We start from the raw sequence: 15887 nt of genomic DNA, 5'->3' as shown, positions 1-15887 counted from the left end.
CTGAAGCTTACTTGACGCTTGGCGCCGAGCCTTCGGCTACGCCCAGGTCGTCCAGTGCGCGTTCGTCTTCAATACCACGACCACCGGAAGCCAGTTCCGTGTGCAGTTTGTCTTCGTCCAGTTCCTTGACCCACTTGGCCACCACCAGGGTCGCCACGGCGTTGCCCACCAGGTTGGTCAGGGCACGGGCTTCGGACATGAAGCGGTCGATACCGAGGATCAGTGCCAGGCCGGCCACCGGCAGGTGACCTACGGCCGACAGGGTCGCCGCCAGTACGATGAAACCACTACCGGTCACGCCCGCCGCGCCCTTGGAGGACAGCAGCAACACCAGCAACAGGGTGATCTGGTGGGTGATGTCCATGTGGGTGTCAGTCGCTTGAGCGATGAACACGGCCGCCATGGTCAGGTAGATCGAGGTACCGTCGAGGTTGAAGGAGTAACCGGTCGGGATCACCAGGCCGACAACCGATTTCTTCGCGCCCAGGCGTTCCATCTTGACCAGCATGCGCGGCAGGGCCGATTCCGAAGAGGAAGTCCCCAGTACGATCAGCAGTTCTTCACGGATGTAACGAACCAGTTTCAACACGCTGAAGCCGTGTGCGCGGCAGATGGCGCCCAGCACCACCACCACGAACAGGATGCAGGTGATGTAGAAGCAGATCATCAGCTGGCCCAGTTGCACCAGGGAGCTCACACCGTAGGCACCGATGGTGAAGGCCATGGCACCCAGCGCACCCAGGGGCGCCAGCTTCATGATCATGTTGATGATGTTGAACATCACGTGGGCGAAACGATCGATGAACTCCAGCAGCGGCTTGCCATAGGCACCCAGGCGATGCAGGGCGAAACCGAAGATCACCGAGAACATCAGCACTTGCAGGATATCGCCGTTGGCGAAGGCACCGACGATGGTGTTCGGGATCACGTTGAGGATGAAGCCAACCACGCTCTGGTCTGCGCCAGCGGTGACGTAGGCCGCGACTTTCGAAGCGTCCAGGGTGGCCACGTCGATGTGCATGCCGTTACCCGGCTGGATCACGTTGACCACGACCAGGCCGATCAGCAGGGCGATGGTCGAAACCACTTCGAAGTACAGCAGCGCGTAGCCGCCGGTCTTGCCGACCGCTTTCATGCTCTGCATGCCGGCGATGCCGCTGACAACGGTGCAGAAGATGATCGGGGCAATGACCATTTTGATCAGCTTGATGAAGCCGTCACCCAGTGGCTTGAGGGCCACGGCGGTCTGTGGGTAGAAATGGCCGAGCAGGATGCCGATAGCGATAGCTACGACCACCTGGAAATACAGGGATTTGTACAGTGGCTGACGAGTCGTCATTGCAAAGTTCCTCAAGAGATCACACGCCCGTTATCCATCAGCGGCCATGGGACCTGAAGCACGAACCCTCCTGCACCGGAGGGATTTTTGTTTTTTGTCGAACTGCGTGGGCAGACCTCTTATCTCTTCGCAAAGCCCGTGCCACTTTTACAAAATCGCGGCAAAGCCTTTAGCCATCATCCCTTGCGGGGGTTATCGCGCTCCGCCCCTATAGCATAGATGGCGGATTTCCGCCCATCCACCCCAAAGCACCCGAGGTTTTGGCGGATATCCGCCTTGTCCCTGCGTCATTTCCATGACTAACATCGGCCACCCAATGGACGGAAGCGCCCCATGCGTGAACGCAGTATCGCCAGCCACTTCGCCCGCGCCGCCCTGGAAGGGGCACGTCGGCAGGGTCACGACTGCGCGCCGCTGCTGCAACGCCTGGGCATCGCCGCGCAGTGGCTCGACGAGCCGCGGGCGCGCCTGGCGCCGGAGCAGTTCACCCAGTTGCTGCAAGGGCTCTGGCTGGAGCTGGACGACGAATACCTGGGGTTCGGCCAGAGCCGCTGCCGACGCGGCACCTTCGCCATGATGATGCATGCGCTGATTCATTGTCCGACGCTGGAAAAGGCCCTGGACCGTGGCCTGCGGTTCTACGGCCTGTTCCCCGACGCCCCACGCCTGCAGCTCAGCCGCGAAGGCGACTGCACGCGCCTGAGCCTGGATGCCTCGAACCTGTGGGACCCGGATCACTTTCTCAGCGAATGCCTGCTGGTGGTCTGGCACCGCCTGGGCAGTTGGCTGATCGGCCAGCGTATTCGCCTGCTCGAGGCCGACTTCGGTTACCCGAGGCCCGACCACGCCAGTGAATACGACCTGTTGTTTCCCTGTCCCCTGACCTTCGACGCCGCCAGCAGCAGCCTGCTGTTCAGCAGCCGTTACCTGGGCCTGCCGTTGCAACAGGATGAACGCACGCTCAAGCAGTTCCTCGGTCGCGCCCCCGCCGACCTGCTGGCCCGTCCTGACGACGGCGACAGCCTGAGCAGCCAACTGCGGCGCCTGCTCAGTCGGGATGCCAGTCGCTGGCCGGACCTGGAGGCGGTCGCCCAGCACCTGCATATCAGCCCGCAAACCCTGCGGCGGCACCTGCGCGAGGAAGGCACGAGTTTTCAGGAACTCAAGGATCAACTGCGGCGGGACATCGCCATCTACCACTTGGGCCGCAGCGAACTGTCATTGCAACAGATCGCCGAACAGCTGGGTTTTTCCGAGCCCTCGGCCTTTCACCGGGCCTTCAAGAAATGGACCGGCCTGACCCCCGGGGCCTATCGCGCCCAGGAACTGTAGAGGCGCGCCCGGCGGTTATTGCGGCGGGAAATGAATGCGGAACGATGCGCCCCCCAGGGTCGAATCCCCCAGGGTCATCTCGGCGTCGTAGCTCTGGATGATGTCCTGGACCACCGCCAGGCCGATGCCCTGCCCCGGGTGCTGGCGGTCCAGGCGCTCGCCACGTTGCAGAACACGCGCCCGCTGGTCGGGTGGCACCCCCGGCCCGTCGTCCTCGACATACACCTCGATGCCCTGCAAACCTCGGCGCAGGCTGACCCGCACCTTGCCCAGACACAGGCGGTAGGCGTTCTCCAACAGGTTGCCCAACAGTTCCAGCAACGCCCCCTGCTCGATCGGCACATGACTGAACTGCGGCACGTCGATGGCGACCACCACCTGTTTGTCGCGATAGACCTTGTCCAGGGTGCTACACAGACTGTCGAGCACCGGGCGCAGTTCGACCTGGTGCCGAACCAGGCCGCTCTTGCGCAGGCTGGCGCGCTGCAACTGGTAGCTGATCTGCTGGTTCATCCGTTCGATCTGGCTCTGCAGGACCCGGGCCTGATCGCGATCCTGGGGGCGCTGCGCCATCCCCTCGCTGACCCCTTGCAGAACCGCCAGGGGCGTTTTCAGGCTGTGGGCCAGATCGTCCAGGGAATCGCGATAACGGCTGCGCTGCTCGCGCTCGCTGCGCAACAAGCGGTTGAGGGAACCGGTCAGGCGCAGCAGTTCCCGCGGATGCTCCTCGCTGAGGCTTTCCAGCTCGCCGCTCTCGATCTGGTCCAGTTCCTGGCTCAACCGCCGCAGCGCGCGCAGGCCCCAGGTCAGGCCGAGCCAGAGCAGCGCCAGCAGCACGGACAAGGCCGCGCCGAAGCCCAGGTAGAGTTTTTCCCGCAGGCCGGCCAGGGTCATGTTGTATTCGCGCATCGGCTGCAGGGCGACAAAGCTGTAGGCGGCGCTCTTGCCGCCGAGCAACTTGACCTCGACGTCGTAGACGAAGAACTCGTTGCCGTTGTCCTCGCGGATTTTCGCGAACTCGTTGCCGCGCCCGTCATACCGCGGACGGTAGTTGATGTGCTCTTCCTGGGTTGCCCGCGAACGCCAGACCAGGCGCCCGTCGCGGTCGAAGATATAGCCCAGCAGGCGGCTGTCGGGCAGGTTGAATCGCTCGTCGGGGAGCAGATCGGGCATTTGCAGTTTCTGTTTTTCGATGCGCGCCGCGGAAATCAGCGTGGTCACATCCGAAGCCAGGCGTTGCTCGATGGAATCCTGCAAGGCCAGGCTGAACGCCCCCTGCATCGCCGGCAACAAGGCCAACATGAACAATATCGCCAGGATGGTGGCGGCCAGCATCAGCCGCACCCGTAGCGAACGAATCACCGGCAGCGCTCGTTGAACAGGTAGCCCAGGCCCCGCACGGTATCGATAGGTTTGAACCCGACCGGCCCTTCCAGCTTGCGCCGCAAGCGCCCGACCAGTACCTCGATCACATTCGGATCACGCTCGTCGTCGTCCGGGTACAACTGCTCCATCAGGCGATCCTTGGCCACCACCTGCTGGTGGTGACGCATCAGGTATTCGAGAATCCGGTATTCGTAGGCCGTCAGCGCCAGGGGCTGGTCGTCGAGGGAGGCCTGCTTGCGATTGAGGTCCAGCAGCAGGGGGCCGGCGGTGATGGTCGACTGGGTGAAACCGCTGGAGCGCCGCAGCAAGGCATTCATTCGCGCCTCCAGTTCCTCGAACTGGAAGGGCTTGACCAGATAGTCGTCGGCACCGGCGGCCAGGCCTTCGACCTTGTCCTGCCAGTTGCCACGCGCGGTGAGGATCAGGATCGGGAAAACCTTGCCGCGCGAGCGCAGTTGGCGGATCAGATCCAGTCCGCCCATGCCCGGCAGGCCGAGATCGATCACCGCCAGGTCATGATGGAACTGCTCGGTCTGGTACAGCGCCTCTTCGGCATTGCCCACCGCCTCGACCACATGACCACTGTCGCTCAAGCGGGTCTGCAAGTGATGGCGCAACAACGCCTCGTCTTCTACCACCAGCAATTTCATAATGCTCTCCCAACGCTACCGGCATCGCTTCGCCCATAACGGTAACTCAGTTCAGCCAAAGTGTTTCATGAAAGACACGGCCGACCGGCCAGGAGCAGATTTGCGCATCATCATTGTTACAGAGTAAACAAGTGGCCCTGAACTCCCCCTGAACACATTTGGATGGACAAGGGAATCGGCTCTGGAAAGCGCCGTTCCAACCCGGCAAAATGCCCGCCATGAACAACCTCCCCGCCCTGCCCGTTTGCTGCACGCCCCTCGACGCCCATTGGCCGTTGCCCGAGGCTCTGGCGCATAGCGTCTTGCTCAGCACCCGATTCAACCCGTCGCAGCTCGCCGCGGACGACTTCCAGCGTAGCCGCATCGATCCGCCGGCCAGTATTCAGCGCTCGGTGGCCAAGCGCCAGGCCGAATTCCTCGCCGGGCGCCTCTGTGCCCGCGCCGCCCTGCGGCAGTTGGACGGTACCGACAGCGTTCCGGCCATCGGTGAGGACCGTGCGCCGATCTGGCCGGCCCATATCACCGGCTCTATCACCCATGGCACCGGCCGGGCCGCCGCCATCGTCGCGCCTAAATCCCACTGGCGGGGCCTGGGGATGGACCTGGAAGACCTGCTGAGCGCAGAACGAGCCGAGCGACTGGCCGGCGAAATCCTCATTCCAGCCGAAATGCAGCGCATGGCCGCAGGTTCCGCCGAGCAGATCGCCCTGCTGGTGACCCTGACCTTCTCGGTCAAGGAAAGCCTGTTCAAGGCGCTCTACCCGCTGGTGCACAAACGCTTTTACTTCGAGCACGCCGAAGTGCTGGAGTGGGATATCAGCGGGCAGGTGCGCTTGCGCCTGCTGACCGACCTGTCCAGTGAATGGTGCCACGGCACAGAGTTGCAGGCGCAGTTCGGCCTGCATGACGGGCAATTGCTGAGCCTGGTCGCCATCCCGGCGTGAACCGCCGCGTCAGGCCTTGTCCTGATAACGCGGCCAGCTCAGGCTGAAGCACGCGCCATCAAGCAACTGGCTCTTGCCGATCAGCGCCCGGCCGTCGTGCCAGTGGATGATCCGGCGCACGATGGACAACCCCAGGCCATGCCCGCCCGAAGCCCGGGTCCGGCTGTCATCCAGGCGCATGAACGGCGTGAAGATCCGCTCCCAGGCACTTTCCGGCACCCCGGGGCCGTCGTCCTCGACATCCACCCGGCAGCGCAAGGGCCCGACCTGGTAGCTGATGCAGACCTGCGACTGCGCATGGCGCATCGCGTTGCTGACCAGGTTCTGCAAAGCCCGGTGCAGGTAACGCGGCTCGGCCTCGACCCACACCTCGTCCCCGGCGGCCAGCGGAAAGCACAGCCCGCGCGTCACCCGCACCTCCACCCGCAACGGTGCCAACTCGCCGATCACCTGGTCGACCAGGGCACTGAGGTCGATCCGCTGGAAACTCAACGCCGGGGTGCCTTGCTCCAGCCGGGCGTAGGTCAGCATCTCGTCCACCAGCCGGTCGAGGTCCTGGATATCGCCGTCCATGCCTTCCATATACTTGTGCCGCGCCTCGGGCGTCTGCGCATCGCCAATCATTTCCAGGCCGAAACGCAGGCGCGCCACCGGCGTGCGCAGTTCGTGGGACACCGCTCGCACCAATTCGCGCTGGATCATCAGCGAGCGTTGCAAGTGCTCGGCCATGCCATTAAATGCCGCGGCCAGGCGCCCGATGGAGTCCGCGCCAGCGGCCGGCACGCGGGTTTCCAGATTGCCCTGGGCCAGCCGCGTGGCCGCCGACTCCACTGCGCGCAGGCGCCGTTCCAACTGTCGCACCAGCAGGTAGACGATCAGGCCGATCAGGCTCAAACCGAGCACGGCAATCAATACCAGCCATTGCGCCGGATAGGGATTCATCTGGTACAGCGGACCGATTTCCAGGACCCAGGGCGTACCGGACAGGCCGGCAAACACCCGGATCGAATCGCCACCCTTGCCCAGGGCCATGACCGTATCGCCTTCGCTGATCCGCCGGCGCTGGTCTTCATCCATATCGGCCTGGTCCGGGGTGACCAGCTTCATGTCGAAACCAAAGCCCTTGTCACGCTTGAGCGCCGCCAGGCGTGCCGGCTGCTCGGCATCGGGGTAGCGCACCAGTTCGTCGGCCAACAGGTAGATGGTCGCCCGGGCCAACTGCTCGCTGATCTGCTGGACCTCGCCTGTTAATACCAACTGCTCCGAGTCACTGAGCAATCGATAGATCTTCGCCGCATAAGGCCCGGTCTGTTCCACCAGGGCCTGGCCGCGCAGCACCCGGGTACGCTGGCCGAGATCCAGGTGCACATCGGCCAGCAGCTGCAAGGACAGTGGAATACCCAGCAGTCGCTCCCATATCGCCAGGGCCCGACGGCGCTCGATTTCGTCCATCGGCCGCAGGTTGTCGGCCATCAGCGAGAAGGTGCCATGGGCCAGGTGCTCGCGGTATTGCTCGCCGCGCACCTGGTTGAGCAGGTGCAGGGCCAGCACCCCGAGCAACGCCACCAGCACCAGGGCGGCACACATGCCACCGTAGATGCGCAGGAAGATCGAGTTCACGACGGCAGGTCTGCGAACGCTTCAGGGACAAATAGATAGCCTTTGCTGCGAACGGTCTTGATCAGCCGCGGGTGCTCGGGGTCATCGCCGATTTTCGGGCGGATGCGCGAAATACGCACATCGATGGAGCGGTCCTGGCCGTCATAACCGATGCCACGCAAGGCGGTGAAGATTTCTTCCCGCGAGAGGATCCGCCCGGCATTCGCCACCAGCAGCCAGAGCAGATCGAACTCGGCGCTGGTCAGTTCGATCCCCGCCCCGCTCAGCCAGGCCTCGCGCAAGGCGTTGTCGATCAGCAGCGGGCCGAACTGCAGGCGCCGGACCTTTTCCTCGGCCGCGCCCTGGAGCGGCTCGCCGCGCCGCAGCAGCGCGCGGATCCGTGCCAGCAACAGGCGCGGGCGCACCGGCTTGCAGACATAATCATCGGCCCCCAGGTCCAGCCCCTGGATCTGGTCGAGGTCGTCGGTGCGCGCGGTCAGCATCAGGATCACCCCGTCGTAGCGCTCGCGCACCTTGCGGCAGATGCTCAGGCCATCCTCGCCGGGCAGCATCAGGTCGAGAATCACCAGGTCGGGCTGCTCGGCGATAATCCGCGCGGCGGCCCGGGCACCGTTGCCCTCGATGGAGACCCGCAAGCCGTTGCTCTCCAGATACTCGCGAGTCAACTCGGCCAGACGCTGGTCATCCTCGACTATCAATACCTGCCAGGCTTGCTCCACGGGCGACCTCTGCGTGCAAATGTTCAGCGTTGAAAGGCTCCGCCCGTCTTTTTGTCATGATTCAGGCAGATATAGAAAGGGTAAGGCCGGCCGATTGTAGCAACGACCGGGTCATTGCACACACGTCAGGATTCGCGCTCGGTCATGGGCTTTTTTTGTGATAGGGTTCGCGCCCGCAAAAATCCACGCACGTGGTCCGCAGCGGTAAAAAACAATGACAGGCGGCGTAATCCCGGCCTGCCGCGGCCTACGCGCGGTTTCAGGCTTTCATACACAAATTACGCACAGATTTATCCACAGGCAGTACATTGCAATCATCCCCCAAAACGCATTATCTTGTATCTCGGCAGCAAAAAAACCCAACATGTAGGGTTTTCGCCCAAAATCCCCAACCACATTTCGCGTCAGGAACTCAAGCTCTTTTCTTGCATCCGCGGGGTTGAACTAAACACCGATTTGAAAGCCCAAACCGCATACGCGGATGGCAGCCGTTCTTCCTTCTTGCGTGGGAAAACGGTACGGGTGTTGCAGGACAAAACTGTCACCCATCAGGAATACCGTTTCGGGTCAGCGACCCGCAGCGTTGCAAACTTCGGCAAGGAAGCGGCGCCCGAAAGCCCTCTTCCCCTGTCCCGAAGTGGTTATGCCCGACATCGTTCGGTTGTAGTGCTTCAGGACAGAACGGTGGGCACCTTCATGGTGCCCAAACAAACATAGAGAACGTGGAGACACCCATGCAAACCGACACAACTCGCGAGAACCCGCAAGGCACCGTGCCGCAGGCCGCCGATTCGAATCTGGATCTGTCCGCCACCGCGCCGGGCCAACTGCGCGTGATCAAGCGTAACGGCACTGTCGTTCCTTATACCGATGACAAGATCACCGTCGCCATCACCAAAGCGTTCCTCGCAGTTGAAGGCGGCACCGCCGCCGCCTCGTCGCGCATCCACGACACCGTTGCCCGCCTGACCGAACAGGTCACCGCGACCTTCAAACGGCGCATGCCTTCGGGCGGCACCATCCACATCGAAGAAATCCAGGACCAGGTCGAACTGGCCCTGATGCGTGCCGGCGAACAGAAAGTCGCCCGTGACTATGTGATCTACCGTGATTCGCGGGCCAAGGAACGCGCCATCCGCGCCCCTTCCGAAGAGCCGGTCAACGCTCACCCGTCGATCCGCATCACCCGCGCCGACGGCAGCGTCGCGCCACTGGACATGGGTCGCCTGAACACCATCGTCACTGAAGCCTGCGAAGGTCTGGAAGAAGTCGACGGCGACCTGATCCAGCGCGAAACCCTGAAGAACCTCTACGACGGCGTAGCCCTGAAAGACGTCAACACCGCCCTGGTGATGACCGCCCGGACCCTGGTGGAGCGCGAGCCGAACTACTCCTTCGTGACCGCTCGCCTGCTGATGGACACCCTGCGTGCCGAAGGCCTGAGCTTCCTCGAAGTCGCCGACAGCGCCACCCACCACGAAATGGCCGAGCTGTACGCCAAGGCCCTGCCGTCCTACATCGCCAAGGGTATCGAATTCGAACTGCTGAACCCGGTCCTGGCCGAGTTCGACCTGGAAAAGCTCGGCAAGGCGATCAACCACGAGCGCGACCAGCAGTTCACCTACCTGGGCCTGCAGACCCTGTACGACCGTTACTTCATCCACAAGGACGGCGTGCGTTTCGAACTGCCACAGATCTTCTTCATGCGCGTGGCCATGGGCCTGGCGATCGAAGAGAAGCAACGTGAAGAGCGTGCCATCGAGTTCTACAACCTGTTGTCGTCCTTCGACTACATGGCATCGACCCCGACCCTGTTCAACGCCGGTACCCTGCGTCCACAGCTGTCGAGCTGCTACCTGACCACCGTGCCGGACGACCTGTCGGGCATCTACCACGCGATCCACGACAACGCCATGCTGTCGAAATTCGCCGGTGGCCTGGGCAACGACTGGACGCCGGTGCGCGCACTGGGTTCGTACATCAAGGGCACCAACGGCAAATCCCAGGGCGTCGTGCCGTTCCTCAAAGTGGTCAACGACACCGCCGTAGCGGTCAACCAGGGCGGCAAGCGCAAGGGCGCGGTCTGTGCCTATCTGGAAACCTGGCACATGGACATTGAAGAGTTCATCGAGCTGCGCAAGAACACCGGTGATGATCGTCGTCGCACCCACGACATGAACACCGCCAACTGGATCCCTGACCTGTTCATGAAGCGCGTCTTCGATGACGGCAAGTGGACCCTGTTCTCGCCATCGGAAGTGCCGGACCTGCACGACCTGACCGGCAAGGCTTTCGAAGAGCGCTACGAGTACTACGAAGCCCTGACCGAGTACAACAAGATCAAGTTGTTCAAGGTCGTCCAGGCCAAGGACCTGTGGCGCAAGATGCTCTCCATGCTGTTCGAAACCGGCCACCCATGGCTGACCTTCAAGGACCCGTGCAACCTGCGCAGCCCGCAGCAACACGTGGGCGTGGTGCACAGCTCGAACCTGTGCACCGAGATCACCTTGAACACCAACAAGGACGAGATCGCCGTCTGCAACCTGGGCTCGATCAACCTGCCGAACCACATCGTCAACGGCCAGCTGGACAAGGCCAAGCTGCAACGCACCGTGAACACCGCCGTGCGCATGCTCGACAACGTGATCGACATCAACTACTACTCGGTGCCGCAAGCGAAGAACTCCAACTTCAAGCACCGTCCGGTCGGCCTGGGCATCATGGGCTTCCAGGATGCGCTGTACCTGCAGCACATCCCCTACGGTTCGGATGCCGCCGTCGACTTCGCCGACAAGTCCATGGAAGCGGTCAGCTACTTCGCGATCCAGGCGTCCTGCGACCTGGCCGACGAGCGTGGCGCCTACGAGACGTTCCAGGGTTCGCTGTGGTCCAAGGGCGTCCTGCCGCTGGATTCGCAACAGATCCTGATCGAGTCCCGTGGCCAGAAGTACATCGATGTCGACCTGACCGAAAGCCTGGACTGGGCACCGGTTCGCGCCCGTGTACAGAAAGGCATTCGTAACTCCAACATCATGGCCATCGCACCGACCGCGACCATCGCCAACATCACTGGCGTTTCGCAGTCGATCGAACCGACCTACCAGAACCTGTATGTGAAATCGAACCTGTCGGGCGAATTCACCGTGATCAACCCGTACCTGGTTCGCGACCTGAAGGCTCGCGGTCTGTGGGACTCGGTCATGATCAACGACCTGAAGTACTACGACGGTTCCGTGCAGCAGATCGAACGCATTCCGCAAGAGCTCAAGGAGCTGTATGCGACCGCGTTCGAAGTGGAAACCAAGTGGATCGTCGATGCCGCCAGCCGTCGCCAGAAGTGGATCGACCAGGCGCAGTCGCTGAACCTGTACATCGCCGGTGCTTCGGGCAAGAAACTCGACGTGACCTACCGCATGGCCTGGTACCGTGGTCTGAAGACCACCTACTACCTCCGTGCCCTGGCCGCGACCAGCACCGAGAAGTCGACCATCAACACCGGCAAGCTGAACGCTGTTTCCAGCGGCGGCAACCACGGCGACGATTCGGTCCTGGCGGCACCTACCGCGCCAGCCGGCCCGGCGCCAGTGCCAAAGGCCTGTGCGATCGACGAGCCGGATTGCGAAGCTTGCCAATAAGCTGAGCCAGACCCGCGCCTTACCGCGCGGGTTGAGACCCCCCCGTCAGGCCTTGGGCCTGGCGGGGGTTTTCTTTTGCCTGCCTTTTTGTAGGAGCCAGCTTGCCGGCAATGGTGCCCTCACGGCCGCCAAAAGCTTTCACGGGCAAGATCGCAGGCACAAAAAAGCCCCATTCAAGGGGCTTTCTTGCCAAGCGTTTTCAGCTAAGCCGCATCACGCCATCTGGATAATGGTCTGCATGATGGAGCTCTGGGTGGAGATGGTCTTGGCGTTCGCCTGGTAGTAGCTCTGGCCCTTGATCAGGTCCACCAGCTCGCTGGTGAGGTTCACGTTCGAGGCTTCCAGGGAACCGGAAAGGATCGAACCGTTGGTGCCGACCGTACCGCCGTCAAAGGCCGGTTGACCGGACGAGAACGTCTGTTTCCAGCTGGTGCCGCCAACCGCCTGCAGGCCCTGCTCGTTGGTGAAGCTGGCCAGGGCCACCTGGCCGATCGCCTTGTGCTGCTGGTTGCTGAAGTTGGCGGAGATCACACCAGTGGCATCGATGGTGATATCAGTGATTTGGCCGGTCGCGTAACCGTCGCTGGTGATGTTGCTACGAGCAGTATCGGCGTTGAACTGGGTGGTTTTCGAAAAGTCGACGGCAATCCCCGCTGGGTTCGCAGCTGCCTTGTTTGGCGTCCAGACCCCTGCGACCATCCCACCGGGAATCCAACCTGAAATCACGACGCTGGTCTGGCCAGCAACACCGCCAATACTCTGCAATTTGCCCGAGGAGTCAAAGACCACTGGCACCGGCACGGGATCGGGGGCTGCTGGCGCAGCAGGAGGTACTGTAACCGTCGGCGCCGTGCCGTCAGGGTTACGACCGTCAATCAACGAATAGACGTTCCAGGTATTGGCACCGGTCTTGACCGCATACTGGTCCAGGGAGTGGGAATTGCCCTGGGTGTCATAGATCGTGGTGCTGAATGGCTTGGTGTAGGTCGCGGTATTGGTGACATCGAACGGCACGGAAATCACCGGCGACGTGGAGTTGAGGTTGAGCGTCGAACCGATCTGGGTAGTGGTCTGCGGCGACAGGTTGGAAGTGTCGATCCGCAGGTTGGTCAGCACACCCGGAATGATGTTGCCGTTGGCATCGGCGGCAAAACCTTGCAGTTTCGCGGTGCCGTCGGTGTTGGTGACGTAGCCGTCCTTGTCGGTCTTGAAGGTACCGGCACGGGTGTAGCTCAGCGAGCCGTTGCTGCTCAGGACGAAGAAGCCGTTGCCCTGCACACCCATGTCCAGCACGTTGCCGGTGCTGTCCATGCCGCCGTTGCCGAAGTTCTGCGAAACGTTGGCCAGGTTTACACCGTTACCGATGGTCTTGGCACCGGTGCCCAGCTTGGTCGCCGAATACACGTCGGCAAATTCAGCACGGGACGACTTGAAGCCGGTGGTGTTGACGTTGGCAATGTTGTTGCCGGTGACGTCAAGTTGCTTGCTGGCCGCAGAGAGACCGCTCAAACCGATATTGAAAGACATGGTTCACTCCTTACTTCGTGTTGGTCGGCTCTTACAGGCCAATGGTCTGGACTTTGGACAGAGCAATACTGCCCAGGCCCGCCAGGTTGAGCATCATTTCGCCGCCGTTCTGACCCAGGGTCACGCTGCTGACCGTCGCCGGCAGGTTGGTCGTGAGCGCCGTGGCCGTGCCACTGATCGGCGCGGTGGCAGCAAAGGTGTAGGTACCGCTGGAGAGCAAGGTGCCGGAATCGTCCTTGCCGTCCCAGGCAAAGGCGGCATTACCGGCCGCCTGCGAGCCCATGTCGATGGTGCGGACCACTTTGCCAGTGGAATCGCTGATCTTCAGGGTCACATCGCTGACCGAGCTCGGAACTGTTGCCGTCCCCGTGAAGGTCTTGCTGGTATCGACCACCGCCTGGCTGGTCGGCACGATGACCGAACGCCCGACCATCGACGAGGCCTGCAGCGCCTGGGACGAGGTGAAGGAGCTGGCAATATTGTTCACGCTGGTGTTGAGCGTCTGGATACCTTCCAGGCTGCTGAACTGGGCCAACTGCGCGACGAAGGCGCTGTTGTCCTGGGGGTTGAGCGGGTCCTGGTTCTTCAACTGGGTGACCAGCAATTGCAGGAACGCGTCCTTGCCCAGGGCCTGGCCGCCGGCGGCGCTGCTGATGGCATTGCCCAACGCATCCGTACTGCCAGTGTTCGCCGTCTGGGAGTTAGAAATGATCGTATCAAGTGCAGAGTTGCCACTTGAGGGGGTGCTGGAAACCGTCATAGGAATCGCCCTTTATCACTGACCGAGGGTCAGGACCTTCTGCATCATGGTTTTGGCGGTGGTCATAATGTCCGCGTTGGTCTGGAACGAGCGGCTGGCGGAAATCATGTCGGCCATTTCCTGAACCACGTTGACGTTGGGGTAGTAGACATACCCATTGGCGTCAGCGGCCGGATGGTTCGGCTCATAACGGGCTTCAAGGTTGCTGGGGTCCTCGACCACGCCCGTGACCTGCACGCCGGCACCCGCCCCGTCCTGGTTCTGGAACAGCGAGTTGTCAGTCTGGCCCTGGCCGTTCTGGAACATGGTGGCGAACACCGGATGCCGGGCGCGATAGGTCTGGTCCATGCTCGAGGAGACGGTATCGGCGTTGGCGATGTTACTGGCGACGGTGTTCAGGCGAGTGGTCTGGGCACTCATGCCGGTACCGGCAATGTTGAAAACACTGGCTAGGGACATGACTTATTCTCCACGCAGGGCTGAAACCAGCCCTTTGAATCGTGCGTTCAGCAGGGTGAAGCTGGCCTGGAAATCGACCGAGTTCTGCGCATAGTTCGATTGCTCGATCTGCGCATCCACGGTGTTCTGGTCCAGCGACGGCTGCGTCGGTGTGCGGTATTGCAATGCGGCGTCGCCGTTGCTCAGGCCTTCAGCTTCGATATGGCGGCTGTTGGTGGTGTTCAACGCAAAACTGCCGTTCTTGGCCTTGTCACTCTGTTCAGCGAGCACCGAGGAAAAGTCCATGTCCCGCGCCTTGTAGTTCGGGGTATCGGCGTTGACGATGTTGTTCGCCAGAACTTCGGCGCGCTGGGCGCGGAAGGCCAGTGCTTGCTCATGAATGCCGAGCGCTTTATCGAAGTTGATGCTCATGTCGGGAAACCTTTAGCGGGTTGACCTGATTTTGTGGAACAGGCTTTTCGTTGCAAGAGACAAAGCAAGGCCCATGCCAATTTCTCGATGCAAGCAAATCAAGGGCTTGCGGGCAGGTGGCGGGCGGCAATGCCAGAAAAGCGGCAAGGCATTTCCGCCGGATGCCGGTAAAGCGGCAAAAGCGCCGTAAAAAAAACGGGAACCCCATTGGGGTTCCCGTTTTGTGTGAGGCTTGGCGCCTTACTTGGCCTGGTAGATGATCCCCGGACTGCATTGCACCATCTGGTAATGGTCCGGCAGACCGTTCAGGGCTTCCGAGGCCCCGAGGTACAAATAGCCACCCGGCTTCAGGGTGCCGTGGATACGCAGCAGGATGTCTTTTTTCACTTCGGCGGAAAAGTAGATCAATACGTTGCGACAGAACACGATGTCGAACTTGCCCAGGCTCGCGTAGCTGTCCAACAGGTTGAACGAACGAAACTCCACGCGACTGCGGATCGGCGCCTTGATCGCCCAGCGTCCCGGCCCCTTGGGGTCGAAGAAGCGTTGCAGGCGCTCGGGCGACAGGCCGCGGCCAATCGCCAGGCTGTCGTACTCACCGCTTTTGCAGTTGGTGAGCATCAGTCCGGACAGGTCGGTGGCGACAATCTGCGCACCGCCCTTGAGCTGGCCCATGTTGGTCCGCTCGAACTCATCGATCGACATCGAGATCGAATAGGGTTCCTGCCCCGACGAACACGCCGCCGACCAGATCCGCAGACGCTGGCCGGGACTGGCCTTGATCATTTCCGGCAACACCTTGTTCTTCAGGACCTCGAAGGGGTAGGTGTCGCGAAACCACAAGGTTTCGTTGGTGGTCATGGCATCCACCACCTGCTCGCGCAAACCGCTGCGGGGCTGGGTCTGGATGCGCTGGACCAGCTCGCCAAGGGATTTGAGCCCTTGCTGCTCCATCAGTTTATTGAGACGGCTGGAAACCAGATACTGCTTGTTTTCACCCAGCAGGATGCCACAGGCCTTTTCCAGGAAGACCCGGAACTGTTCGAAATCCAAATTACCCGTAGACAAATGATGCCGCCTCTACAATCGTTCGTACCGCCAGGAA

The 15887-nt window shown here is 61.7% G+C and carries 14 protein-coding genes; 4 read left to right on the top strand and 10 right to left on the bottom strand.

Translation table 11 applies throughout. The annotated features are described in order from the left end of the window. Nucleotides 1-7 precede the first annotated feature (7 nt). The gene (locus M5C01_RS26260) at nucleotides 8-1339 is read right to left on the bottom strand and encodes a dicarboxylate/amino acid:cation symporter (RefSeq protein ID WP_152741518.1); all 1332 of its coding nucleotides are present in this window, start codon (nucleotides 1337-1339) and stop codon (nucleotides 8-10) included. A gap of 333 nt (nucleotides 1340-1672) precedes the next feature. Between M5C01_RS26260 and M5C01_RS26255 the strand changes: the two genes are divergently transcribed. Then, nucleotides 1673-2671 carry an AraC family transcriptional regulator gene (locus M5C01_RS26255; RefSeq protein WP_103497259.1) on the top strand — a complete coding sequence of 333 codons (999 nt, stop codon included), beginning with the start codon at nucleotides 1673-1675 and terminating at the stop codon, nucleotides 2669-2671. Nucleotides 2672-2686: 15 nt separating this feature from the next. Here M5C01_RS26255 and M5C01_RS26250 read toward each other — a convergent pair whose 3' ends face one another. Together M5C01_RS26250 and M5C01_RS26245 are read right to left on the bottom strand one after the other, a co-directional pair. Further along, nucleotides 2687-4033, bottom strand: coding sequence for an ATP-binding protein (locus M5C01_RS26250; RefSeq protein WP_103497258.1), 1347 nt, complete (start codon nucleotides 4031-4033; stop codon nucleotides 2687-2689). Further along, the gene (locus M5C01_RS26245; RefSeq protein WP_100944205.1) at nucleotides 4030-4707 is read right to left on the bottom strand and encodes a response regulator; all 678 of its coding nucleotides are present in this window, start codon (nucleotides 4705-4707) and stop codon (nucleotides 4030-4032) included. Before M5C01_RS26245 ends, M5C01_RS26250 begins: the two co-directional genes overlap by 4 nt. Before the next feature lie 218 nt (nucleotides 4708-4925). On the opposite strand from M5C01_RS26245, the gene M5C01_RS26240 reads away from it, so the two are divergent. Continuing rightward, the gene (locus M5C01_RS26240; protein WP_218586107.1) at nucleotides 4926-5651 is read left to right on the top strand and encodes a 4'-phosphopantetheinyl transferase; all 726 of its coding nucleotides are present in this window, start codon (nucleotides 4926-4928) and stop codon (nucleotides 5649-5651) included. A 9-nt stretch (nucleotides 5652-5660) separates the two neighbouring features. Here M5C01_RS26240 and M5C01_RS26235 read toward each other — a convergent pair whose 3' ends face one another. Then, on the bottom strand, nucleotides 5661-7271 hold the full coding sequence (locus tag M5C01_RS26235) for an ATP-binding protein (protein WP_178129977.1): 1611 nt from the start codon (nucleotides 7269-7271) through the stop codon (nucleotides 5661-5663). Continuing rightward, nucleotides 7268-7990, bottom strand: coding sequence for a response regulator (locus M5C01_RS26230; RefSeq protein ID WP_177102089.1), 723 nt, complete (start codon nucleotides 7988-7990; stop codon nucleotides 7268-7270). The genes M5C01_RS26235 and M5C01_RS26230 overlap by 4 nt, the downstream gene beginning before the upstream one ends. A 114-nt stretch (nucleotides 7991-8104) precedes the next feature. Here M5C01_RS26230 and M5C01_RS26225 point away from each other — a divergent pair, with 114 nt between their 5' ends. Together M5C01_RS26225 and M5C01_RS26220 are read left to right on the top strand one after the other, a co-directional pair. Then, nucleotides 8105-8707: a hypothetical protein gene (locus M5C01_RS26225; protein WP_152741521.1), complete on the top strand. Its 603-nt coding sequence runs from the start codon at nucleotides 8105-8107 to the stop codon at nucleotides 8705-8707. A gap of 17 nt (nucleotides 8708-8724) precedes the next feature. Next, nucleotides 8725-11625, top strand: a complete 2901-nt coding sequence (locus M5C01_RS26220; RefSeq protein WP_103497254.1) for a ribonucleoside-diphosphate reductase subunit alpha — start codon at nucleotides 8725-8727, stop codon at nucleotides 11623-11625. 213 nt (nucleotides 11626-11838) lie between these two features. Here M5C01_RS26220 and flgE read toward each other — a convergent pair whose 3' ends face one another. From flgE to cheR, 5 genes are all read right to left on the bottom strand, one after another. Continuing rightward, on the bottom strand, nucleotides 11839-13152 hold the full coding sequence (gene flgE / locus M5C01_RS26215; protein ID WP_152741522.1) for a flagellar hook protein FlgE: 1314 nt from the start codon (nucleotides 13150-13152) through the stop codon (nucleotides 11839-11841). A 31-nt stretch (nucleotides 13153-13183) separates the two neighbouring features. Continuing rightward, nucleotides 13184-13912 (bottom strand): flagellar hook assembly protein FlgD, encoded by a 729-nt coding sequence (gene flgD, locus M5C01_RS26210; RefSeq protein ID WP_152741523.1) that lies wholly within the window; start codon nucleotides 13910-13912, stop codon nucleotides 13184-13186. A gap of 15 nt (nucleotides 13913-13927) precedes the next feature. Beyond that, nucleotides 13928-14371, bottom strand: coding sequence for a flagellar basal body rod protein FlgC (gene flgC / locus M5C01_RS26205; protein WP_103497251.1), 444 nt, complete (start codon nucleotides 14369-14371; stop codon nucleotides 13928-13930). Between the two features lie 3 nt (nucleotides 14372-14374). Further along, nucleotides 14375-14782 carry a flagellar basal body rod protein FlgB gene (gene flgB, locus M5C01_RS26200; RefSeq protein ID WP_103497250.1) on the bottom strand — a complete coding sequence of 136 codons (408 nt, stop codon included), beginning with the start codon at nucleotides 14780-14782 and terminating at the stop codon, nucleotides 14375-14377. Nucleotides 14783-15022: 240 nt separating this feature from the next. After that, entirely contained in the window at nucleotides 15023-15850 is an 828-nt protein-coding gene (gene cheR / locus M5C01_RS26195; RefSeq protein WP_152741524.1) for a protein-glutamate O-methyltransferase CheR, read from the bottom strand. Nucleotides 15851-15887: the final 37 nt, after the last annotated feature.

It is taken from the genome of Pseudomonas sp. MWU12-2319, assembly GCF_023242525.1.
Lineage (GTDB): Bacteria > Pseudomonadota > Gammaproteobacteria > Pseudomonadales > Pseudomonadaceae > Aquipseudomonas > Aquipseudomonas gingeri_D.
The sequence above is the reverse complement of the archived record's forward strand: the minus strand, read 5'-3'. Positions and strand labels throughout refer to the sequence as shown.

Coding starts and splice junctions, on each gene's coding strand:
- M5C01_RS26260 (WP_152741518.1), bottom strand. CDS start 1,339: ATGACGACTCGTCAGCCACTGTACAAATCCCTGTATTTCCAGGTGGTC.
- M5C01_RS26255 (WP_103497259.1), top strand. CDS start 1,673: ATGCGTGAACGCAGTATCGCCAGCCACTTCGCCCGCGCCGCCCTGGAA.
- M5C01_RS26245 (WP_100944205.1), bottom strand. CDS start 4,707: ATGAAATTGCTGGTGGTAGAAGACGAGGCGTTGTTGCGCCATCACTTG.
- M5C01_RS26240 (WP_218586107.1), top strand. CDS start 4,926: ATGAACAACCTCCCCGCCCTGCCCGTTTGCTGCACGCCCCTCGACGCC.
- M5C01_RS26220 (WP_103497254.1), top strand. CDS start 8,725: ATGCAAACCGACACAACTCGCGAGAACCCGCAAGGCACCGTGCCGCAG.
- flgE (WP_152741522.1), bottom strand. CDS start 13,152: ATGTCTTTCAATATCGGTTTGAGCGGTCTCTCTGCGGCCAGCAAGCAA.
- flgD (WP_152741523.1), bottom strand. CDS start 13,912: ATGACGGTTTCCAGCACCCCCTCAAGTGGCAACTCTGCACTTGATACG.
- flgC (WP_103497251.1), bottom strand. CDS start 14,371: ATGTCCCTAGCCAGTGTTTTCAACATTGCCGGTACCGGCATGAGTGCC.
- flgB (WP_103497250.1), bottom strand. CDS start 14,782: ATGAGCATCAACTTCGATAAAGCGCTCGGCATTCATGAGCAAGCACTG.